Origin of the sequence: Pseudomonas farsensis (genome assembly GCF_014268805.2) — a bacterium.
GTDB lineage: Bacteria > Pseudomonadota > Gammaproteobacteria > Pseudomonadales > Pseudomonadaceae > Aquipseudomonas > Aquipseudomonas farsensis.
In genome coordinates, this window is sequence record NZ_JABWRF020000001.1 from 365,107 (window position 1) to 385,796 (window position 20,690).

28 protein-coding genes are annotated in these 20,690 nt (G+C 61.9%); 16 read left to right on the plus strand and 12 right to left on the minus strand.

The features are described from left to right. Nucleotides 1-16: 16 nt before the first annotated feature. The 5 genes from HU719_RS01650 to HU719_RS01670 are packed head-to-tail and all read left to right on the plus strand — an operon-like array spanning nucleotide 17 to nucleotide 3,793. Nucleotides 17-418 carry a FagA protein gene (locus HU719_RS01650; protein WP_186517365.1) on the plus strand — a complete coding sequence of 134 codons (402 nt, stop codon included), beginning with the start codon at nucleotides 17-19 and terminating at the stop codon, nucleotides 416-418. Continuing rightward, a complete protein-coding gene (locus HU719_RS01655) occupies nucleotides 411-1,787 on the plus strand; it encodes a class II fumarate hydratase (RefSeq protein ID WP_186536175.1) in 1,377 nt (458 codons plus the stop codon). The genes HU719_RS01650 and HU719_RS01655 overlap by 8 nt, the downstream gene beginning before the upstream one ends. 26 nt (nucleotides 1,788-1,813) lie before the next feature. Further along, nucleotides 1,814-2,275: a DUF2753 family protein gene (locus tag HU719_RS01660; protein ID WP_186536176.1), complete on the plus strand. Its 462-nt coding sequence runs from the start codon at nucleotides 1,814-1,816 to the stop codon at nucleotides 2,273-2,275. A gap of 1 nt (nucleotide 2,276) precedes the next feature. Then, nucleotides 2,277-2,888, plus strand: coding sequence for a superoxide dismutase (locus tag HU719_RS01665; RefSeq protein ID WP_186536178.1), 612 nt, complete (start codon nucleotides 2,277-2,279; stop codon nucleotides 2,886-2,888). 11 nt (nucleotides 2,889-2,899) lie between these two features. Beyond that, nucleotides 2,900-3,793, plus strand: a complete 894-nt coding sequence (locus tag HU719_RS01670) for a ZIP family metal transporter (protein WP_186536180.1) — start codon at nucleotides 2,900-2,902, stop codon at nucleotides 3,791-3,793. Nucleotides 3,794-3,827: 34 nt separating this feature from the next. Here the strand turns inward: HU719_RS01670 and HU719_RS01675 are convergent, their stop codons facing one another. The 12 genes from HU719_RS01675 to HU719_RS01730 form a co-directional block, all read right to left on the minus strand. Continuing rightward, entirely contained in the window at nucleotides 3,828-4,148 is a 321-nt protein-coding gene (locus HU719_RS01675) for a helix-turn-helix domain-containing protein (RefSeq protein ID WP_186536181.1), read from the minus strand. Continuing rightward, on the minus strand, nucleotides 4,145-4,525 hold the full coding sequence (locus HU719_RS01680; RefSeq protein WP_437179637.1) for a type II toxin-antitoxin system RelE/ParE family toxin: 381 nt from the start codon (nucleotides 4,523-4,525) through the stop codon (nucleotides 4,145-4,147). The genes HU719_RS01675 and HU719_RS01680 overlap by 4 nt, the downstream gene beginning before the upstream one ends. An 82-nt stretch (nucleotides 4,526-4,607) precedes the next feature. Next, nucleotides 4,608-4,880, minus strand: a complete 273-nt coding sequence (locus tag HU719_RS01685) for an HPr family phosphocarrier protein (RefSeq protein WP_186517355.1) — start codon at nucleotides 4,878-4,880, stop codon at nucleotides 4,608-4,610. A gap of 19 nt (nucleotides 4,881-4,899) precedes the next feature. Next, nucleotides 4,900-5,754, minus strand: coding sequence for an RNase adapter RapZ (rapZ, locus tag HU719_RS01690; RefSeq protein ID WP_186517354.1), 855 nt, complete (start codon nucleotides 5,752-5,754; stop codon nucleotides 4,900-4,902). A gap of 2 nt (nucleotides 5,755-5,756) precedes the next feature. After that, the gene (gene ptsN / locus HU719_RS01695) at nucleotides 5,757-6,221 is read right to left on the minus strand and encodes a PTS IIA-like nitrogen regulatory protein PtsN (RefSeq protein ID WP_186517353.1); all 465 of its coding nucleotides are present in this window, start codon (nucleotides 6,219-6,221) and stop codon (nucleotides 5,757-5,759) included. A gap of 12 nt (nucleotides 6,222-6,233) precedes the next feature. Beyond that, on the minus strand, nucleotides 6,234-6,542 hold the full coding sequence (hpf, locus tag HU719_RS01700; protein WP_186517352.1) for a ribosome hibernation-promoting factor, HPF/YfiA family: 309 nt from the start codon (nucleotides 6,540-6,542) through the stop codon (nucleotides 6,234-6,236). 78 nt (nucleotides 6,543-6,620) lie between these two features. Further along, the gene (locus HU719_RS01705) at nucleotides 6,621-8,114 is read right to left on the minus strand and encodes an RNA polymerase factor sigma-54 (protein ID WP_186536182.1); all 1,494 of its coding nucleotides are present in this window, start codon (nucleotides 8,112-8,114) and stop codon (nucleotides 6,621-6,623) included. Between the two features lie 172 nt (nucleotides 8,115-8,286). Further along, the gene (gene lptB / locus HU719_RS01710) at nucleotides 8,287-9,012 is read right to left on the minus strand and encodes an LPS export ABC transporter ATP-binding protein (RefSeq protein ID WP_186517350.1); all 726 of its coding nucleotides are present in this window, start codon (nucleotides 9,010-9,012) and stop codon (nucleotides 8,287-8,289) included. Next, nucleotides 9,013-9,537, minus strand: a complete 525-nt coding sequence (lptA, locus tag HU719_RS01715; RefSeq protein WP_186517348.1) for a lipopolysaccharide transport periplasmic protein LptA — start codon at nucleotides 9,535-9,537, stop codon at nucleotides 9,013-9,015. It abuts the gene before it with no gap. Further along, nucleotides 9,524-10,096 carry an LPS export ABC transporter periplasmic protein LptC gene (gene lptC / locus HU719_RS01720; RefSeq protein WP_186517346.1) on the minus strand — a complete coding sequence of 191 codons (573 nt, stop codon included), beginning with the start codon at nucleotides 10,094-10,096 and terminating at the stop codon, nucleotides 9,524-9,526. The genes lptA and lptC overlap by 14 nt, the downstream gene beginning before the upstream one ends. Nucleotides 10,097-10,104: 8 nt before the next feature. Further along, nucleotides 10,105-10,629 (minus strand): KdsC family phosphatase, encoded by a 525-nt coding sequence (locus tag HU719_RS01725; RefSeq protein ID WP_186536183.1) that lies wholly within the window; start codon nucleotides 10,627-10,629, stop codon nucleotides 10,105-10,107. Next, entirely contained in the window at nucleotides 10,630-11,604 is a 975-nt protein-coding gene (locus tag HU719_RS01730) for a KpsF/GutQ family sugar-phosphate isomerase (RefSeq protein ID WP_186536184.1), read from the minus strand. It lies immediately after the preceding gene. Between the two features lie 245 nt (nucleotides 11,605-11,849). On the opposite strand from HU719_RS01730, the gene HU719_RS01735 reads away from it, so the two are divergent. The 11 genes from HU719_RS01735 (at nucleotide 11,850) to HU719_RS01785 (ending at nucleotide 20,684) form a co-directional block, all read left to right on the plus strand. Next, nucleotides 11,850-12,659: an ATP-binding cassette domain-containing protein gene (locus HU719_RS01735; RefSeq protein ID WP_186536185.1), complete on the plus strand. Its 810-nt coding sequence runs from the start codon at nucleotides 11,850-11,852 to the stop codon at nucleotides 12,657-12,659. Further along, the gene (gene mlaE / locus HU719_RS01740) at nucleotides 12,659-13,456 is read left to right on the plus strand and encodes a lipid asymmetry maintenance ABC transporter permease subunit MlaE (protein WP_186517342.1); all 798 of its coding nucleotides are present in this window, start codon (nucleotides 12,659-12,661) and stop codon (nucleotides 13,454-13,456) included. The genes HU719_RS01735 and mlaE overlap by 1 nt, the downstream gene beginning before the upstream one ends. Next, on the plus strand, nucleotides 13,456-13,941 hold the full coding sequence (gene mlaD / locus HU719_RS01745) for an outer membrane lipid asymmetry maintenance protein MlaD (RefSeq protein WP_186517341.1): 486 nt from the start codon (nucleotides 13,456-13,458) through the stop codon (nucleotides 13,939-13,941). The genes mlaE and mlaD overlap by 1 nt, the downstream gene beginning before the upstream one ends. 9 nt (nucleotides 13,942-13,950) lie before the next feature. Then, a complete protein-coding gene (locus HU719_RS01750) occupies nucleotides 13,951-14,604 on the plus strand; it encodes an MlaC/ttg2D family ABC transporter substrate-binding protein (protein ID WP_186536186.1) in 654 nt (217 codons plus the stop codon). After that, the gene (locus tag HU719_RS01755) at nucleotides 14,601-14,903 is read left to right on the plus strand and encodes an STAS domain-containing protein (RefSeq protein ID WP_186517338.1); all 303 of its coding nucleotides are present in this window, start codon (nucleotides 14,601-14,603) and stop codon (nucleotides 14,901-14,903) included. Before HU719_RS01750 ends, HU719_RS01755 begins: the two co-directional genes overlap by 4 nt. 118 nt (nucleotides 14,904-15,021) lie before the next feature. Beyond that, nucleotides 15,022-15,261, plus strand: coding sequence for a BolA family protein (locus HU719_RS01760; protein ID WP_186517336.1), 240 nt, complete (start codon nucleotides 15,022-15,024; stop codon nucleotides 15,259-15,261). Nucleotides 15,262-15,284: 23 nt separating this feature from the next. Next, nucleotides 15,285-16,550, plus strand: a complete 1,266-nt coding sequence (gene murA / locus HU719_RS01765) for a UDP-N-acetylglucosamine 1-carboxyvinyltransferase (RefSeq protein WP_186536187.1) — start codon at nucleotides 15,285-15,287, stop codon at nucleotides 16,548-16,550. A 91-nt stretch (nucleotides 16,551-16,641) separates the two neighbouring features. After that, nucleotides 16,642-17,277 (plus strand): ATP phosphoribosyltransferase, encoded by a 636-nt coding sequence (hisG, locus tag HU719_RS01770; protein WP_186517331.1) that lies wholly within the window; start codon nucleotides 16,642-16,644, stop codon nucleotides 17,275-17,277. Between the two features lie 126 nt (nucleotides 17,278-17,403). Next, nucleotides 17,404-18,726: a histidinol dehydrogenase gene (gene hisD, locus HU719_RS01775; RefSeq protein WP_186536189.1), complete on the plus strand. Its 1,323-nt coding sequence runs from the start codon at nucleotides 17,404-17,406 to the stop codon at nucleotides 18,724-18,726. A gap of 2 nt (nucleotides 18,727-18,728) precedes the next feature. Next, nucleotides 18,729-19,778, plus strand: a complete 1,050-nt coding sequence (gene hisC / locus HU719_RS01780) for a histidinol-phosphate transaminase (protein WP_186517327.1) — start codon at nucleotides 18,729-18,731, stop codon at nucleotides 19,776-19,778. A gap of 240 nt (nucleotides 19,779-20,018) precedes the next feature. Beyond that, a complete protein-coding gene (locus HU719_RS01785; protein WP_186536190.1) occupies nucleotides 20,019-20,684 on the plus strand; it encodes a FadR/GntR family transcriptional regulator in 666 nt (221 codons plus the stop codon). The last annotated feature ends 6 nt before the right edge of the window (nucleotides 20,685-20,690 follow it).

The window sequence follows — 20,690 nt, forward strand, 5'->3', positions numbered from 1 at the left end:
CCCAGTAACCCGGCGAATGATGTTCATGAAATCCGTCCTCCACGAACTGCCCTACCTGGAAAACTGGCGCTGGCTCAGCCGCCGTATCCGCTGCGCCTTGGAGCCCGACGAGCCGCGTCTGATCGAGCATTACCTGGCCGAAGGTCGCTATCTGGTGTGCTGCACCGAGACCTCGCCATGGACGGTGGCGCTGACGTCCCTGCGCCTGCTGCTCGATACCGCCAGCGACCGCATGCTGCCCTGGCACTGGCGCTGCCTGTGCCTTGATCAAGCCTGGCGCCCGCTGCTGGACCTGCGCAACCTCGACCGCCGTGAGCAGAACCAGCGCTGGCAGCCCTATGCCATGCAGCTCGCCAATTGCGTGCTGCTGCCATCGATTTCCCCCGATGAACTGATGCAAGGATTAGACGATGAGTGATACCCGTATCGAGCGTGACAGCATGGGTGAGCTGCAGGTGCCGGCCCAGGCCCTGTACGGCGCCCAGACCCAGCGCGCGGTCGACAACTTCCCGGTCAGTGGCAAGCCGATGCCGGCGCAGTTCATTCGCGCCCTGCTGCTGGCCAAGGCCGCCGCTGCCAAGACCAACGTCGAGCTCAAGCAAATCAGCGCAGGGCAGGGCGAGGCCATCGTCAAGGCCGTGGAGCAACTGCTGGCCGAGGACTTCATCCAGCATTTCCCGGTAGATGTGTTCCAGACCGGCTCCGGCACCAGCTCGAACATGAACGCCAACGAGGTGATCGCCACCTTGGCCAGCCGCGTGCTGGGTGAGCCGGTCAATGCCAATGACCACGTCAACTGCGGCCAGAGCAGCAACGACATCATCCCCACCACCATCCATGTCAGCGCCGCGCTGGCCCTGCACGAGCAGTTGCTGCCGGCGCTGCGTCACCTGACCCAGGTGATCGACGCCAAGGCTGTGCAAGTACACCGTTACGTCAAGACTGGCCGCACCCACCTGATGGATGCCATGCCGGTGCGCATGAGCCAGGTGCTCGGTGGCTGGTCGGCGCAGATCAAGGCAGCCCAGGCGCATATCGAAGCCACCTTGCCGGCCTTGCAGGCCCTGGCCCAAGGCGGCACTGCGGTCGGCACCGGGATCAACGCGCACCCCGAATTTGCCAAGGGCTTTGCCCGCCAGTTGGGCGGCCTGACGCGGATCGAGTTCACCCCAGGCGAAAACCTGTTTGCCCTGATCGGCTCGCAGGACACTGCCGTGGCGTTGTCCGGCCAGCTCAAGACCGGCGCGGTGGCGTTGATGAAGATCGCCAACGACCTGCGCTGGATGAACTCCGGCCCACTGGCGGGCCTTGGCGAAATCGAGCTGCAAGGCTTGCAGCCTGGGTCTTCGATCATGCCAGGCAAGGTCAACCCGGTGATCCCGGAAGCCACCGCCATGGTCGCAGCCCAGGTGATTGGCAACGACGCCACCATCGCCGTGGCGGGCCAGTCCGGCAATTTCGAGCTGAACGTGATGCTGCCGGTGATCGCTCGCAACCTGCTGGAAAGCATTGAGCTGATGGCCAACGTCAGCCGCCTGCTGGCCGACAAGGCCATTGCGACCTTCACGGTCAATGAGGCCAAGCTCAAGGAGGCGCTGTCGCGCAACCCGATTCTGGTCACGGCCCTGAACCCGATCATCGGCTACCTGAAGGCTGCCGAGATCGCCAAGACCGCCTACAAGCAGGGCCGCCCGGTCATCGATGTCGCGCTTGAGCACACCGACCTGTCCCGCGACCAGCTCGAAGCACTGCTCGACCCTGAAAAACTCACCGCTGGCGGCATCTGAACACACCGCCGCACTGGAGGCACGTCATGCAGCACTGGAGACGCACCACGCAAAACGCCAATAGCCTGTTTGAGCTCGGCGAACTGGTCGATGCCCGGGAACACTATCTGCAAGCCCTGGCACTGGCCCAGGTGCTGTTCGAGCGCTGGCATGACGTCGACGAAGCGGTGGCCGCGCTGGTCATTGCCCACCATAACCTGGCCGACCTGCACCTGCGCCTGAACCAGCCACACGAAAGCGCCGATTACCTGTGCGCCGCCCACCAGCGGCTGCTACAAGCCAGCCAGGAGCTGCGTCTGCCGCAGCCGCTGCGTGGTGCCGCGTTGCGCCACAGCGCGCGCACCTACACCGAATTGCTGAGTTTCATTGCCGAGTACGGCCAGTACCCGCGGACCGAGCGCCTGCTCAATCGCCAGGCCCCGGCTGCCAGCGAACTGGTCGCACAAATCGGCATCAACGATCGCACCCCAGCCTACGGAATCCACTGATATGCCACATACCTTGCCTGCTCTGCCTTACGCCTACGATGCGCTGGAACCGCACATCGACACGGCCACCATGGAAATCCACCACACCAAGCACCACCAGACCTACGTCAACGGCTTGAACGCAGCCATCGAAGGTACCGAATGGGCTGATTGGCCGGTCGAAAAACTGGTGGGCGCGGTGCAGACGCTGCCTGAGAGCCTGCGCGGGGCGGTGATCAACCACGGCGGCGGCCACGCCAACCACTCGCTGTTCTGGACGGTCATGTCGCCCAAGGGCGGCGGCCAACCGCAGGGCGAGCTGAGTAAGGCAATCGACGCGCAGCTGGGCGGTTTCGAGGCGTTCAAAGAGGCATTCACCAAGGCTGCACTGACCCGCTTCGGCAGCGGCTGGGCCTGGCTCAGCGTCACCTCGCAGAACACGCTGGTGGTTGAAAGCAGCGGCAACCAGGACAGCCCGCTGATGCATGGCAACACGCCGATTCTGGGCCTGGACGTGTGGGAACACGCCTATTACCTGAAGTATCAGAACCGCCGCCCGGAATACATCGGCGCTTTCTACAACGTGGTCGATTGGGCCGAAGTGGAACGTCGCTACCATCAAGCCCTGAAGTGAGTCGAACCGGTATGCGCTCTGCCGTGATGTCTGTCAGCAGTGTTCGGCTGTTCCGCCTGGCGCTGGGCACCTTGCTGTTGTTGGTAGGCACCGCTTTGCTGGTGGCCCGCGGTCTTGCCTGGCTCGACCTCGAGCCACGCATGCTGCGCGCACTCGAGGGCGGCGCGCTGTGTGCGCTGGGCACGGCATTGGGCGCGGTACCGGTGCTGGTTATCCGTAACATGCCAGTGGCAGTAGCCGATACCCTTTTGGGTTTCGGCGCGGGGGTGATGCTGGCGGCTACGGCGTTTTCCCTGATCATGCCCGGGCTGGCTGCTGCCCAGGCCATCGGTTTCAGCCCCTGGGGGGCTGGCGGGCTTATAAGTAGCGGCTTGCTGTTCGGCGCCCTGTGCCTGTTTCTGATCGACCTGAAGGTTTCCGGCGCTTGCCCGCAGGTGCTGGTGGCGACGGGCGAGCAGCCTGTGATCGCCGCGCGCATCTGGCTGTTTGTCATTGCCATCATTGCCCACAACATTCCTGAAGGCATGGCGATCGGTGTGTCCGCAGGTGGCGGTATGCCGGATGCCGACAGCCTGGCAATGGGCATTGCCTTGCAGGACGTGCCGGAAGGCCTGGTGATCGCCTTGGTGCTGGCAGGGGCCGGCATGTCGCGTTTCAAGGCGTTTCTGATTGGCGCGGCTTCCGGCTTGGTCGAGCCCTTGGCGGCGGTGATCTGCGCGTGGCTGGTCAACATTGCAGAACTGCTATTGCCGCTAGGCCTGGCCTGCGCGGCGGGGGCCATGTTGCTGGTGGTGACCCAGGAGGTCATCCCTGAGTCGCGCAGCAATGGCCATCACCGTCTGGCCAGCTTGGGGCTGTGTATCGGTTTTTGCCTGATGATGGTGATGGATACGGCGATGTCTTGAAGGGCTGGGCGTGGGTAGGGCCACTGCCCTTTGCTTAAGCGAACACCACTTCTACGCGCCCCTGGGGCCGAGATCGCGGGGCCGCTTTGACCACGATCTGAACGTCGTGCCCCAGACGCGCCAGGCAATCGATCATCTTGCTCTCGCTAATGCCACGGAACTTGCCGCGAACCATATCGGAAACTTTCGGTTGCGGTAGGCCGAGAATTTCTGCTGCTTGAACCTGAGTCAGGTGGCGAGCTTTGATGATGCTGCATATCTTGCTGGCCAGACGAGCTTTGACCAGCATTTCGTCAGCAGCTGGGTGGCTGAGGTCGGCGTACAGGTTGCCGCTGCCTTCTTCGATCTCGCTCATGGGATTTGTCCTTCAGAATGTTGCTGTGCAAGCCGCAGCCTCATGCGGACCAAGGCGATATCCGATTCGGGCGTCTTGATGCCTGTCCTGGATTTCTTCTGGAAGCAGTGCAGTACATAGACAGCGTTGCCAAAGCGCACGGTGTATACCGCGCGGAACGTGTTGCCTTCATGATCCTCCACGACCTCAAGCACGCCAGCGCCGGAAAAGCCTTTCAGGATTTTACTGTGCACATGCCGCCCGCCCTCTTGGGCCAGGTGCAAGGCAAAACCAAACACATGCTGGACGTCTAACGGCAGTGCCATAAGGTCCTTTTTACTGCTTGCTACCCAGTACAGCTTTTTGTGTTGCCCGCTGAACGTCATGAAGCCACCCATCGAATCTATACCTGTATAGGTATAAACACAACAAGGTCATATTTCATCCTGGCAATTGGCAGAGAATGTTGCGGTGGGGCCTCTACTCGCCTTCGTCGAAGAAGTTGTTGATCAGTTCGACAATCGCATCCATGGCTTCGTCCTCCTGCTCACCTTCGGTAAACAGGTGCACTTGGGTGCCTTTGCCGGCGGCGAGCATCATGACGGCCATGATGCTCTTGCCGTCTACCAGTTTGTCCGGCGCGCGCCCCACGCGGACCTGGCAGGGGAAGCGCCCGGCCACTCCGACGAACTTTGCCGCCGCTCGGGCGTGCAGGCCCAGCTTGTTGATGATGGTGATTTCGCGGGCGGGCATGGTGGGGCGGATCCTGTGGCTAGAGGTCGCGGTGGCGGACCTGGACGTTTTTCAGGGTGGGCTGGAGCAACTGGCCGAGGCGTTCGGTGATATACACCGAGCGATGGTGGCCGCCTGTGCAGCCGATGGCGATGGTGACATAGGCACGGTTGCTGGCGGCAAAACGCGGAAGCCATTTGAGCAGGTAGCTGGAGATGTCCTGGAACATTTCCTCGACGTCCGGCTGCGCGGCCAGGTAGTCGATAACCGGCTGTTCGAGGCCAGAATGCTCACGAAGTTCCGGCTTCCAGTAGGGGTTGGGCAGGCAGCGCACATCGAACACAAGGTCGGCGTCCACCGGCATGCCGCGTTTGAAGCCGAATGATTCCACCAGAAACGCCGTACCCGGTTCGGGCTGGTTGAGCAGCCTCAGCTTGATCGAGTCGCGCAACTGATACAGGTTCAGGTTGGTGGTGTCGATCTTGAGGTCGGCCAGATCCGCGATGGGGCCAAGCAGCTCGCTTTCGACGCGAATGGCTTCGGCCAGCGAGCGGTTCTGGTTGGTCAGCGGGTGGCGCCGGCGTGTCTCGGAAAAGCGTTTGAGCAGGGTGTCTTCGTCGGCGTCCAGGTACAACACATCGCATTGGATGTGCCGGGCGCGGGCGTCCTCGAGCAGTTCCGGGAAGCGTGACAGGTGGCTGGGCAGGTTGCGCGCATCGATGGAAACAGCAACCTTGGGTTGCTGCAGCTCGGTGTTGATCAGCGCGTTTTCTGCCAACTGCGGCAACAGCCCGGCAGGCAGGTTGTCGATGCAGTAGTAGCCGTTGTCTTCCAGTACGTCGAGGGCGGTGCTCTTGCCGGAGCCGGAGCGGCCGCTGACGATGATCAGGCGCATGTTCAGTGCTCGTTCTGTACGTCCAGGACAACCTGGTACAGGGCCTCGTTGCTGCTTGCCGAGCGCAGGCGATCGCGTACGTCCTTGCGATCAAGCATGCTGGCGATCTGGCGCAGCAGTTCAAGGTGGGCATCGGTGGCAGCTTCTGGGACCAGCAGCACGAACAGCAGGTCGACCGGTGCGCCATCGATGGCGTCGTAATCGATAGGGGCGTCAAGATGCAGCAGGGCACTTACCGGCGCCGTGCAGCCTTCGAGCCGGCAGTGAGGAATGGCGATGCCATTGCCAAAGCCGGTTGAGCCGAGTTTTTCGCGAGCGACCAGCTTTTCGAAGACGTCTTGCATCTCCAGCTCTGGCACTTGGTCGGCGATCAGGGTGGCGACCTTTTCGAGGGCGCGTTTTTTACTGCCGCCCGGCACGTTCACGAGGGAACGGCCGGGGGTCAGGATGGTTTCAAGTCGGATCATGGATGAGGGGGATCAGCGGGCGGCTGCGCCTTGCAGCAAGCTTTGCTGTTTTTCCTTGTGTTTTTTCAGTTGGCGGTCGAGCTTGTCGGCCAAGGCATCGATCGCGGCATACATGTCTAGGTGTTCGGCATTGGCGACCACTTCGCCGCCGGGAATCTGGAGGGTTGCTTCAACCTTCTGCTGCAGCTTCTCGACTTTCATGATCACCGTTGCATTGGTGATCTTGTCGAAATGCCCTTCCACGCGGGCGAGCTTTTCAAGCACGTAATCGCGCAGTGGTTGGGTAACTTCTACATGCTGGCCACTGATGTTGACTTGCATACAGCTTCTCCTTTATTGCCCGTGCATAAAGAGGCAGGTGTTGCACCTGCCACTGAAACGCTGTGGCGGACCCCGGTGCTACATCAGTCGCTTGCGCTCACTCGATGGGGCTATGCCCAGCGATTCGCGGTACTTGGCGACGGTGCGACGGGCTACCTGGATACCTTGTGCCTCCAGTAAACCAGCGATCTTGCTGTCACTCAATGGCTTTTTCTGATTTTCCGCCGCAACCAGTTTTTTGATGATCGCGCGGATCGCCGTGGACGAGCATTCGCCGCCTTCCGCGGTGCTCACGTGGCTTGAGAAAAAGTATTTCAGTTCGTAGATGCCGCGCGGGGTGTGCATGTATTTCTGCGTGGTAACGCGGGAAATGGTCGACTCGTGCATGCCCACCGCCTCGGCGATATCGTGCAGCACCAGCGGCTTCATGGCCTCGTCGCCGTACTCGAGGAAATCGCGCTGGTGCTCGACGATCTGCGTGGCGACCTTCATCAGCGTTTCGTTGCGGCTCTGCAGGCTCTTGATGAACCAGCGCGCCTCCTGCAACTGGTTGCGCATGAAGGTGTTGTCGGCGCTGGTGTCGGCGCGGCGCACGAACCCTGCGTACTGCGGGTTGACCCGCAGGCGCGGCATCGCCTCCTGGTTAAGCTCGACCAGCCAGCGCTCGCTGTCCTTGCGCACGATCACGTCAGGTACCACGTACTCAGGCTCGCTCGACTCGATTTGCGAGCCGGGGCGCGGGTTGAGGCTCTGCACCAGCTCGATGACCTGGCGCAGCTCGTCTTCCTTGAGCTTCATGCGGCGCATCAGCTGGCTGTAGTCGCGCCCGCCGAGCAGGTCGATGAAGTCGGTGACCAGGCGCTGCGCCTCGGCCATCCATGGGGTGGAAGCCGGCAGTTGGCGCAATTGCAGCAGCAGGCATTCACCCAGGGTGCGAGCGCCGATGCCGGCCGGCTCGAACTGCTGGATGCGGTGCAATACGGCCTCGACCTCGTCCAGCTCGATGTCCAGCTCCGGGTCGAACCCTGCACAGATTTCTTCGAGGGAGTCTTCGAGGTAGCCCTGGCCGTTGATGCTGTCGATCAGTGTCACGGCGATCAGGCGGTCGGTGTCGGACATCGGCGCCAGGTTCAGTTGCCACAGCAGGTGGCTCTGCAGGCTCTCGCCGACCGAGGTGCGGGTGGTGAAATCCCACTCGTCATCGTCGTTGCTGGGCAGGCTGCTGGCGCTGGTCTGGTAGATATCTTCCCAGGCGGTATCGACCGGCAGCTCGTTGGGGATGCGTTCACCCCAGTCGCCGTCTTCGAGGTTTTCGCTGCTGCTGGCAGATTCCTGGAAGCTGTTGTCCTGAACTTCGGCGACCGGTTTGCTTTCGGCGTTGTCCGCCATCGGGTCGCTGTTGTCGAAATCTTCGCCGTCTTCCTGGCGTTCGAGCATCGGATTGGATTCCAGCGCTTCCTGAATCTCCTGCTGGAGGTCCAGGGTAGAAAGCTGGAGCAGACGAATGGCCTGTTGCAACTGCGGGGTCATCGTCAGTTGCTGGCCCATTTTTAGGACGAGCGATGGTTTCATGGCAGGGGCTTAATACCTTGTTCGCCGGCGCGCATGCGCCATCCACTACACGTAGGGCGCGTGGGCGCCGATTTTAAGCAAGTTATATGCCTGAAAATGCAGCGTTTGCCTAGAGCACTGTAACACTTAAGTCTTGATCGACTCGCGGCAACAGTGCTCCAGGCGGCCCGGATCAGAGGCGGAACTCGTGACCCAGGTAGACTTCCTTGACCAGCTGGTTGGCCAGGATGGTCTCGGCGTCGCCTTCGGCGATCAGCTGGCCGTCGTTGACGATGTACGCAGTTTCACAGATATCCAGGGTTTCGCGAACGTTGTGGTCGGTGATCAGTACGCCGATGCCCTTGTTCTTGAGGTGGTGGATGATCTGCTTGATGTCGCCCACCGAAATGGGGTCGACACCGGCAAAAGGTTCGTCCAGCAGGATGAACTTGGGTGCAGTCGCCAGCGCGCGGGCAATCTCGACGCGGCGGCGTTCGCCACCGGACAGGCTCATGCCGAGGTTGTCGCGGATGTGGCTGATGTGGAACTCCTGCAGCAGGCTTTCGAGCTCTTTGCGCCGGCCGTCGCGGTCGAGGTCCTTGCGGGTCTCGAGGATGGCCATGATGTTGTCGGCCACCGACAGCTTGCGGAAGATCGAGGCTTCCTGCGGCAGGTAGCCGATACCTGCCTGGGCGCGGCCGTGCATTGGCTGGTGGCTGACATCGAGGTTGTCGATGAGCACGCGGCCCTGATCAGCCTGGACCAGCCCGACGATCATGTAGAAGCAGGTGGTCTTGCCGGCGCCGTTAGGGCCGAGCAGGCCGACGATCTGGCCGCTGTCGATCGACAGGCTGACGTCACGCACGACTTGCCGGCTCTTGTAGCTCTTGGCCAGGTGCTGGGCTTTGAGGGTTGCCATTTACTCGGCCTTTTTCTTCGGTTGAATGACCATGTCGATACGCTGACGTGGTGCAGTCACGTTGCCACCGCGACCGGCGGTAGCCACTTGGGTCTTGGTGTTGTAGACGATTTTTTCGCCTTCGGTGGTGTTGCCTTCGTTCTCGACCTTGGCGCGGTCGGTGAGCACGACCAGGTCTTTTTGCGCCTGGTACTGGATGGTCACCGCCCAGCCTTTCATCTTGTCGGCCTTGGCTGCGCTTTGCTGCTGCTCGAAGTAGGCCAGGTTGCCCACCGAGGTGACCACGTCGATGTCGCCGTTGGCGGCACGGGTCATGGTCACGGTGTTGCCTTTGATCATCATCGAGCCTTGGGTGATGATGACATCGCCGGTATAGGTGGCCACGCCTTGCTTGTCGTCCAGGTGGGCGTTGTCCGCCTGGATGCGGATCGGCTGGTCACGGTCGTTCGGCAGGGCGAAGGCGCTCGCGCTTCCCAGTGCTACGCCCAGGCTGAGCAGAAGGGGGATGGTTTTAACGAGCCTCATACTGTCCTCTTACGTTAGAGAGCAGGTCCATCCTGCCTTCTTTCAAATACGCTTTCATTCCTTTGCCCGTAGTGGTGCCACCGGCGCCGTCGATTCTAACGGCTTGCTCGGTCTGCGCATATTCCTTCTGCGGGAACACGGTCATGCGGGTGGTGGTAATGATGGTGTCGCGCTTGCGTTCGTCGGTGCGGGCCACGCGGACCGCGTCGATCAGCTCGACCTCGGTGCCGTCCGGGTTGACCTCGGCGCGCTTGCTCTGCACGTGCCACGGGAACTGGGTGCCACGGTACAGGTGCAGGTCGGGCGTGGTCACCAGGGTGACGTCGCTGGCCTTCATGTGCTCGACCTTGTCGGCAGTCATTTCGTACTGCAGCTTGCCCTCAGGGGTGAACTGCACACTGTGGGCATTGACCGCGTAGTAGTCGATGGCACTTTCGTCGACCTGCGCCACGGGCTTGTCGAGGAAGCTTTCTGGGCTGACGTTCCAGTAGCCGACGGCCACCAGTACGGCAGCGATAGCCCCGAGCAGCGCAATGTTTTTAACTTTCTTGCTGAACATGTCCGGCCTTACAGGTAGTGAGCGTTGGCAGCGTCCAGGGTACCCTGGGCCTGCATGATCAGTTCGCAGAACTCGCGTGCAGCACCTTCGCCGCCGCGCGCCTGGGTGACGCCGTGGGCATGCTCGCGCACGAACGCCGCAGCGTTGTGCACCGCCATGCCCAGGCCGACCCGGCGAATGGCCGGCAGGTCAGGCAGGTCGTCGCCCAGGTAGGCAACCTGCTCGTAGCTTAGATTGAGTTCGGCGAGCAGGCCGTCCAGTACCACCATTTTGTCTTCGCGGCCCTGGAACAGGTGCGGGATGCCGAGGTTCCTGGCGCGGCGCTCCACCACCGGGGTCTTGCGGCCGCTGATGATGGCGGTGGTCACGCCCGAGGCCATGAGCATCTTGATGCCGTGGCCGTCGAGGGTGTTGAATGTCTTGAATTCGCTGCCATCTTCGAGGAAATACAGGCGCCCGTCGGTGAGCACGCCGTCGACGTCGAACACCGCAAGCTTGATGGCCTTGGCCCGTTGCATCAGGTCCTGGTTCATTTACATCACTCCGGCGCGCAGCAGGTCGTGCATGTTCAAGGCGCCGTTGGGGCGGCGGTCCTTGTCGATAACCACGAGAGCGCTGATCTTGTGGTCTTCCATGATTTTAAGTGCCTCGGCGGCGAGCATCTCGGCGCGGGCAGTCTTGCCATGGACGGTCATGACTTCATCGATGAGCGTGGCATGGATATCGATGTTGCGGTCCAGGCTGCGGCGCAGGTCGCCGTCAGTGAAGACGCCGGCCAGAGTACCATCGGCCTCCAGTACCACGGTCATGCCCAAGCCTTTGCGAGACATTTCAAGCAACGCGTCCTTGAGCAGCGTGCCGCGCTGAACCCGGGGCAGTTCGTCGCCAGCGTGCATCACGTTCTCGACCTTGAGCAGCAGGCGCCGGCCCAGTGCGCCGCCTGGGTGCGAGAAGGCGAAGTCTTCGGCGGTGAAGCCGCGGGCCTCCAGCAGGGCGATGGCCAGGGCGTCGCCCAATACCAGGGCGGCAGTGGTGGAGGAGGTCGGCGCCAGGTTCAGCGGGCAGGCCTCCTGGGCCACGCGCGCATCGAGGTTGACCTCGGCGGCCTGGGCCAGTGGCGAGTCGGGGTTGCCGGTCAGGCTGATCATCTGGATGCCGAGGCGCTTGATCAGCGGCAGCAGGGTGACGATTTCGGCGGTGCTGCCGGAGTTGGACAAGGCGAGGATCACGTCATCACGGGTGATCATGCCCATGTCGCCGTGGCTGGCTTCGGCTGGGTGCACGAAAAACGACGGCGTGCCGGTGCTTGCCAGGGTGGCGGCGATCTTGTTGCCGATATGCCCCGACTTGCCCATGCCGACCACCACGACCCGGCCCTTGCTGGCCAGGATCAACTCGCAGGCCTTGACGAAATTGGCGTCGATACGCGCCATCAGGCCCTCTACGGCCTCGAGTTCAAGGCGCAAGGTGCGCTGGGCGGATTGGATCAGCTCGCTGGATTGGCTCATGTCGAAAACGCAATGCCTGATGAAAAGGCGGCGATTATAGCGGCAAAGAGGCAATACCTCACCTCTTCGATGCGTGTAGGAAAACCCTCAAAGCCTGTCTGCTGGCTGAACGGCGCAGGCTCGGCCTTGGGCCGGCCTGTGCAGCGGTGGTATAGTTCGCCGCGATTCGGCCTGCCGGGGAACCAGTGTGCCTTCAAGATGGAATCACACGTCCATGGGACGAGGCTGCACTGCAAGGAGTCTAGATGAGTGTGGATAGCGCCTATGCGGTCGAATTGAAGGACCTGACCTTCAAACGCGGCACGCGTAGCATTTTCAGCAACGTGGACATCCGCATCCCCCGCGGCAAGGTCACAGGCATCATGGGCCCTTCGGGCTGCGGCAAGACTACGCTGCTGCGCCTGATGGGTGCACAGTTGCGCCCGACCGGTGGCGAGGTGTGGGTCAACGGCCAGAACCTGCCAAGCCTGTCGCGCAGTGACCTGTTCGATGCGCGCAAGCAGATGGGCGTGCTGTTCCAGAGCGGTGCACTGTTCACCGACCTCGATGTTTTCGAGAACGTCGCCTTTCCACTGCGCGTGCATACCCAGCTTTCGGAAGAGATGATCCGCGACATCGTGCTGATGAAGCTGCAGGCCGTCGGCTTGCGCGGCGCCATCGACCTGATGCCCGACGAGCTGTCTGGTGGCATGAAGCGCCGTGTGGCGCTGGCCCGCGCCATCGCCCTGGACCCGCAGATTCTGATGTATGACGAACCCTTCGTTGGCCAGGACCCGATCGCCATGGGCGTATTGGTACGCCTGATTCGCCTGCTCAACGATGCCCTGGGCATTACCAGCATCGTGGTTTCCCACGACCTGGCCGAGACCGCGAGCATTGCCGACTACATCTATGTAGTGGGCGATGGCCAGGTGTTGGGGCAGGGCACGCCGGCCGAACTGATGGGCTCGGAAAACCCGCGTATTCGCCAGTTCATGAAGGGCGACCCTGATGGCCCGGTGCCGTTCCACTTCCCTGCGCCTGACTACCGCGCCGACCTGCTGGGGGCGCGTTGATGCGCAGAAAATCCATTCTTGAACGAATCCGCCTGTTCGGCCGCGCTGCCATCGATGTGCTGGCTGTGCTGGGGCGTTCCTGCATTTTCCTGGGCCATGCGCTGATTGGCCGGGGCGGCATTGGCGGCAGCTTCCAGTTGCTGGTCAAGCAGCTTTATTCGGTTGGCGTGCTGTCGCTGGCGATCATTGCCGTGTCTGGCGTGTTCATCGGCATGGTGCTGGCGCTGCAGGGCTACAGCATCCTGACCAAGTACGGTTCGGAGCAGGCCGTGGGCCAGATGGTCGCGCTGACCTTGCTGCGCGAGCTGGGGCCGGTGGTTACCGCGCTGCTGTTCGCCGGGCGCGCAGGTTCTGCGCTGACCGCTGAAATCGGCAACATGAAGTCCACCGAGCAGTTGTCGAGCCTTGAAATGATCGGCGTCGACCCGCTCAAGTACATCGTCGCCCCGCGCCTTTGGGCCGGTTTCATCTCGCTGCCGCTGCTGGCGCTGATTTTCAGCGTGGTAGGCATCTGGGGTGGTTCGTGGGTGGCGGTAGACTGGCTTGGCGTGTACGAGGGCTCGTTCTGGGCCAATATGCAAAACAGTGTTTCTTTCACCGACGATGTGCTCAATGGGCTGATCAAAAGCCTGGTGTTTGCCTTCGTGGTGACCTGGATCGCCGTATTCCAGGGGTATGACTGCGAACCCACTTCAGAAGGGATCAGCCGTGCCACCACCAAGACCGTGGTCTATGCCTCGCTGGCAGTCCTGGGTCTGGACTTTATTCTGACCGCCTTGATGTTTGGAGATTTCTGATGCAAAACCGCACCCTGGAAATCGGTGTCGGCCTGTTTCTTCTGGCCGGGGTCCTGGCGCTGCTGCTGCTCGCCCTGCGTGTGAGCGGCCTGTCGGCCAGCCCGAGCAGTGATACCTATAAAGTTTATGCGTACTTCGACAATATCGCCGGTTTGACTGTCAGAGCTAAAGTGACCATGGCGGGTGTAACCATCGGCAAGGTCACGGCAATCGATCTGGACCGCGACTCGTACACCGGCCGGGTGACCTTGCAGTTGGACAAGCACGTCGACAACCTGCCGACCGACTCCACTGCCTCGATCCTGACCGCCGGCCTGCTGGGCGAGAAGTACATCGGTATCAGCGTGGGCGGCGAAGACGCGGTTCTCAAGGATGGCAGCACCATCCACGACACCCAGTCGGCGCTGGTACTGGAAGATCTGATTGGCAAGTTCCTGCTCAACTCGGTGGGCAAGGAACCGAAAGAAGCACAACCGGCTAATTAAGGAGTCTCCATGGTTTCCATCCTGCGACGCGGCCTGCTGGTACTGCTGGCGGCCTTTCCTCTGCTGAGCCTGGCGGCGCCCGGGCAGTCTGCCCGTGAGGTCATCCAGACCACCACGACCCAGCTGCTCAGTGACCTCAAGGCTAATAAAGAGCAGTACAAGGCCAACCCAGAGGCGTTCTACAACGCGCTCAACAATAATCTGGGCCCGGTTGTCGATGCCGACGGTATTTCCAAAAGCATCATGACCGTGAAGTATTCGCGCAAGGCGACCCCTGCGCAGATGCAGCGCTTCCAGGAAAACTTCAAGCGCAGCCTGATGCAGTTCTATGGCAATGCATTGCTTGAGTACAACAACCAGGGCATCACCGTCGACCCGGCCAAGGCTGAAGACGGCGACCGCGCAAGCGTCGGCATGAAAGTCACCGGCAACAACGGTGCGGTCTACCCAGTGCAATACACCATGCAGAAGCTCGACGGCGAATGGAAAGTGCGTAACGTCATCGTCAACGGCATCAACATCGGCAAGCTGTTCCGCGATCAGTTCGCCGATGCCATGCAGCGCAATGGCAATGACCTGGACAAGACCATCGACGGTTGGGCAGGCGAGGTGGCCAAGGCCAAGCAGACCGCCGACAGTTCGCCGGAGAAGGAAGTCAAATGACCGAAGCGGCCGTAAGCATGGCCGAGCCTGGCGTTTTGCGCCTGGCCGGTGTGCTGGACTACCGTAGCGGCCCGGCCCTGCGCAAGCAGGGCAAGGCGCTGATTGCAGCCAGTCGCGAGCAGCGGCTGGTGCTCGACTGCACCGCAGTGGTGAAGTCGAGCAGTGTCGGGCTGTCGCTGTTGCTGGCGTTCATGCGTGATGCCGAGGCCGCCGGCAAGGCGGTCGAAGTGCGCGCAATGCCTGACGATATGCGTGAAATCGCCGAGGTCTATGACCTCGATGAAGTACTTGCAGGCTGATGCCCTGCTTTATGGTGAAGGCCCCTCGGTCAGCAAGCCCCGTCTTGGGCTTCGCAGGCGAGGGGCTTTTTTGTATGATGGCCGACCCGCGCGCGTTGGGCGCCGATCGAGGTTGAGCATGCAGGCCGTAGAAGTCAAAAGCTTTCTGGAAGAAAAATTGCCGGGAACCCGGGTAGAAGTTGAAGGCGAAGGCTGCAACTTCCAGTTGAACGTGATCAGCGACGAGCTGGCCGGCCAGAGCCCGGTCAAGCGTCAGCAAGCGGTCTACGCTCACCTCAATCCGTGGATTGCCAACGGCGCAATCCACGCGGTAACCATGAAATTCTTCAGCAGCGCAGCCTGGGCTGAGCGCACCTGAGCCAACTTGGCGGCGAGATACCAATGGACAAACTGATTATTACTGGCGGCGCGCGTCTCGACGGCGAGATCCGCATTTCCGGCGCAAAAAACTCGGCCCTGCCGATTCTTGCGGCTACCTTGCTGTGCGATGGCCCGGTGACGGTCGGCAACCTGCCGCACCTGCACGACATTACCACCATGATCGAGCTGTTCGGGCGCATGGGCATCGAGCCTGTGATCGACGAGAAACTTTCGGTCGAAATCGACCCGCGTACCATCAAGACCCTGGTTGCGCCGTACGAGCTGGTGAAAACCATGCGTGCGTCGATCCTGGTGCTCGGCCCGATGGTCGCTCGCTTCGGTTATGCCGAAGTCGCACTGCCAGGCGGCTGCGCCATTGGCTCGCGTCCGGTCGACCTGCACATCCGTGGCCTCGAAGCCATGGGCGCGCACATCGAAGTCGAAGGCGGCTACATCAAGGCCAAGTCGCCTGAGGGCGGCCTGCGTGGTGCGCACTTCTTCTTCGATACCGTCAGCGTGACCGGTACCGAGAACATCATGATGGCAGCAGCGCTGGCCACCGGTCGCAGCGTGCTGCAAAACGCCGCTCGCGAACCGGAAGTGGTCGACCTCGCCAACTTCCTCAACGCCATGGGCGCCAACGTCCAAGGCGCCGGCACCGACACCATCACCATCGATGGCGTGCCTCGTCTGCACCCGGCTACCTACCGCGTAATGCCTGACCGCATCGAAACCGGTACCTACCTGGTTGCCGCTGCCGTGACCGGTGGCCGCGTCAAGGTCAAGGATACCGACCCGACCATCCTTGAAGCGGTTCTTGAAAAACTCAAGGAAGCCGGCGCCGACATCACCACTGGCGAAGACTGGATCGAGCTGAACATGCACGGCAAGCGGCCCAAGGCCGTGAACCTGCGTACCGCCCCGTACCCGGCGTTCCCGACCGACATGCAGGCGCAGTTCATCTCGCTCAACGCCATTGCCGAAGGCACCGGTGCTGTCATCGAGACCATCTTCGAAAACCGCTTCATGCACGTGTACGAAATGCACCGCATGGGCGCGCAGATCCAGGTCGAAGGCAACACCGCCATCGTCACCGGCACCAAGACGCTCAAAGGCGCGCCCGTCATGGCCACCGACCTGCGCGCCTCGGCGAGCCTGGTACTGTCGGCACTGGTCGCCGAAGGCGATACCCTGATCGACCGCATCTACCACATCGACCGTGGTTACGAGTGCATCGAAGAAAAACTGCAGATGCTCGGCGCGAAAATCCGCCGCGTACCAGGCTAACTGCCTGCCGGCGCAAGGACGCGCCCCCGAATTGAACACGGCCAGGTCCCCGACCTGGCTGGCAGTCGCTGCTTAAGGACCGACGTTTCCCATGTTGACCATCGCGCTATCCAAAGGCCGCATTCTCGACGATACCCTGCCCCTGCTGGCAGAGGCTGGCATCGTGCCTACCGAGAACCCGGACAAGAGCCGCAAGCTGATCATCCCGACGACCCAGGATGATGTGCGCCTGCTCATCGTACGTGCCACCGATGTGCCGACCTACGTCGAGCACGGCGCCGCAGACCTGGGCGTAGCCGGCAAGGACGTGCTGATGGAATACGGCGGTCAGGGCCTGTACGAGCCCCTCGACCTGCAGATTGCCCAGTGCAAACTGATGACTGCTGGCGTTACCGGCGCCCCTGAGCCCAAAGGCCGTCTGCGCGTGGCTACCAAGTTCGTCAATGTCGCCAAGCGCTACTATGCCGAGCAAGGCCGCCAGGTCGATATCATCAAGCTGTACGGCTCGATGGAACTGGCCCCACTGATCAACCTCGCCGACAAGATCATCGACGTGGTCGACACCGGTAACACGCTGCGCGCCAACGGCCTTGAGCCGCAAGACCTGATCGCCATGATCAGTTCGCGCCTGGTGGTCAACAAGGCCTCCATGAAAATGCAGCACGCCCGTATCCAGAGCCTGATCGACACCCTGCGTAACGCCGTCGAATCACGACACCGCGGCTGACTTCTGCGCGCGACCTTCGCTGTCGCGCCCGTCTATCCGCGTCATAGCCACTTTTCTCGGGTGCCCGCGCGGATCGACTGGTAGCTTAGGGCGCCTGAGCATTCGCTATCTACCGAGGCCCTCGCCATGACCGTGTCCACTGCAATTGCCCGTCTCAATGCCGCTGACCAGGATTTTGCCCGACATCTTGATCATCTGCTGAGCTGGGAAAGCGTGTCTGATGACGCGGTCAACCAGCGCGTGCTCGATATCATCAAGGCGGTGCGTGAACGTGGCGATGCCGCGCTGGTGGAGTTCACCCAGCGGTTCGATGGCGTCGATGCCAAGTCCATCGATGACCTGATTCTTGGTCGCGAACGCCTTGAGCTGGCGCTGACCCGCATCACCGCGCCCCAGCGCGAAGCCCTGGAAAAGGCCGCCAAGCGTGTGCGCGTCTACCACGAGCGGCAGAAGCAGGATTCCTGGCAATACACCGAAGCTGACGGCACGGTGCTCGGGCAGAAAGTTACTCCGCTGGACCGCGCAGGCCTGTACGTGCCGGGCGGCAAGGCGTCGTACCCGTCGTCCGTGTTGATGAACGCTATCCCTGCGAAAGTGGCGGGCGTGACCGAGGTGGTCATGGTCGTGCCGACCCCGCGTGGCGAGCTCAACGAGCTGGTGCTGGCCGCAGCTTGCATCGCCGGTGTCGACCGGGTGTTCACCGTGGGGGGCGCGCAAGCCGTTGCTGCCCTGGCCTACGGCACCGAAAGCGTGCCGAAGGTGGACAAGATCGTCGGCCCCGGCAACATCTATGTGGCCACTGCCAAGCGCCATGTGTTCGGCCAGGTGGGCATCGACATGATCGCCGGCCCTTCGGAAATTCTGGTGGTGTGCGACGGTCAGACTGACCCGGACTGGATCGCCATGGACCTGTTCTCGCAGGCTGAACACGATGAAGACGCCCAGGCGATTCTGGTCAGCCCCGATGCCGAATTCCTTGACCGTGTTGCCGCCAGCATCGACAAGCTGCTGCCGACCATGGAACGCGCCGAAATCATCGAAAAATCGATCAATGGCCGTGGTGCGCTGATTCAGGTGCGTGACATGCAGCAGGCCATCGAGGTGGCCAACCGCATCGCCCCTGAGCACCTTGAGTTGTCGGTGGCCGACCCGCAGGCCTGGCTTGGCCAGATCCGCCATGCCGGCGCAATTTTCATGGGCCGCCACACCAGCGAAGCGTTGGGCGATTACTGCGCTGGCCCGAACCACGTGCTGCCCACTTCCGGTACTGCGCGTTACTCCTCGCCGCTGGGTGTGTATGACTTCCAGAAGCGTTCGTCGATCATCTTCTGCTCCGAGCAGGGCGCATCCGACCTTGGCCAGACCGCCTCGGTACTGGCCCGAGGCGAGTCGCTGACTGCCCACGCCCGCAGCGCCGAATACCGCATCCTCACCGAGAAGGGGAATTGAGCATGAGTCGTTTCTGGAGCCCTTTCGTCAAGGACCTGGTGCCCTACGTGCCGGGCGAGCAGCCCAAGCTTGCGCGCCTGGTGAAGCTGAACACCAACGAAAACCCCTACGGCCCATCGCCCAAGGCGCTTGAGGCGATGCGCGGCGAGTTGAACGACAACCTGCGTCTGTACCCCGACCCAAACAGTGACCGGCTCAAACAGGCGGTTGCCGGCTATTACGGCGTCAACACCGCGCAGGTGTTTGTAGGTAACGGTTCCGATGAGGTGCTGGCACACATTTTCCACGGCCTGTTCCAGCATGACCGTGGCCCGCTGTTGTTCCCGGATGTGAGCTACAGCTTCTACCCGGTGTATTGCGGGCTGTACGGTATTGCCTACGAGCCGGTGGCGCTGGATGAGCAGTTCCAGATCCGTGTGGCTGACTACAGCAAGCCTAATGCGGGTGTCATTTTCCCCAACCCTAACGCGCCTACCGGTTGCCTGCTGCCCTTGGAGGCGGTTGAGCAGTTGTTGCAGGCCAACCGGGATTCGGTGGTGGTGGTGGATGAGGCCTACATCGACTTCGGCGGGCAGACGGCTATCAGCCTGGTCGACCGCTATGACAACCTGCTGGTCACCCAGACGCTGTCCAAGTCGCGTTCGCTGGCGGGGTTGCGGGTAGGTTTGGCGGTTGGCCACCCGGACCTGATCGAGGCGCTGGAGCGGATCAAGAACAGCTTCAACTCCTACCCACTGGACCGTGCGGCGATTGTCGGCGCGGCCGTGGCGTTCGAGGATCGCGAATATTTCGAGCAGACGTGCCGCAAGGTGATCGACAGCCGCGAGGTGTTGGTGGCGGCGCTTGAGGCCCGTGGGTTCGAGGTATTGCCTTCGGCGGCTAACTTCATCTTTGCTCGGCACCCGGGGCAGGATGCGGCAGGGATTGCGGCGCGGCTGCGCGAGCAAGGCGTGATTGTGCGGCACTTCAAGCAGGAGCGGATTGCGCAGTTCTTGCGGATTACGGTGGGGACGCCGGAGATGAACCAAGCGCTGTTGGATGCTTTGGGTTGATCGTGGGCCAGGCTTGAGCCGGGGGCGCTTTGCGCCCCTTTCGCGACACAAGGCCGCTCCTACAGGTGACCGCATTCCCCAGCAAGGATGCGGTCAATTTGTAGGAGCGGCCTTGTGTCGCGAAAGGGCTGCAAAGCAGCCCCAGGATCCCGAGGCAAATGCAGTCCTCCCTTGAAGCAGCGCAATTACGGTTGCCCGAACCCCGCCAACTCGTTACCCTTCTACGCCCTAATTCATCCGATGACTGGACGAAAACCGGTGTCTCAACTCATCAAACGCTCCCTGGTCGAACAAGCCGTCGACCAACTGCGCACCCGCATCGCCCAAGGCGCCTGGTCCGTCGGCCAGCGTCTGCCCACCGAACCGGAACTCGCCACCGACCTGGGCATCAGCCGTAACACCGTCCGCGAAGCCATGCGCGTGCTCGCCTTCAGCGGCTTGGTCGAAATCCGCCAAGGCGACGGCAGTTACCTGCGCACCGCCCAAGACCCGTTGCAAGCCGTACAAGCCATGGCCCAGTGCACCCTCGAACACGCCCGCGAAACCCGCCACATCCTCGAAGCCGAAGCCATCGGCCTGGCAGCGCAGCGCTGTACCCCCGAAGACCTCAAAGCCCTGCGCCAGGCGCTGCAGCAAAGCGGTGAGCACTTTCATGCCGACGTCGACGCCTACGTCGCCTGCGACATCAAGTTTCACCAGCGCCTGGTCGACGCCGCCCACAACCCTGCCCTCAGCGAGCTGTACCGCTACTTCTCAGGCGTGGTCGCCGCCGCCTTGCAGCACAACATGACCACCGTGCCCCGCTGCCAACGCGTATTCGACCTGCACGGGCAGATTCTCGACGCCCTCGAACAACGCGATCCGGAGCTCGCCAAGCGCCTGAGCCGGGCCCTCATCGAATCCTGATCGGAA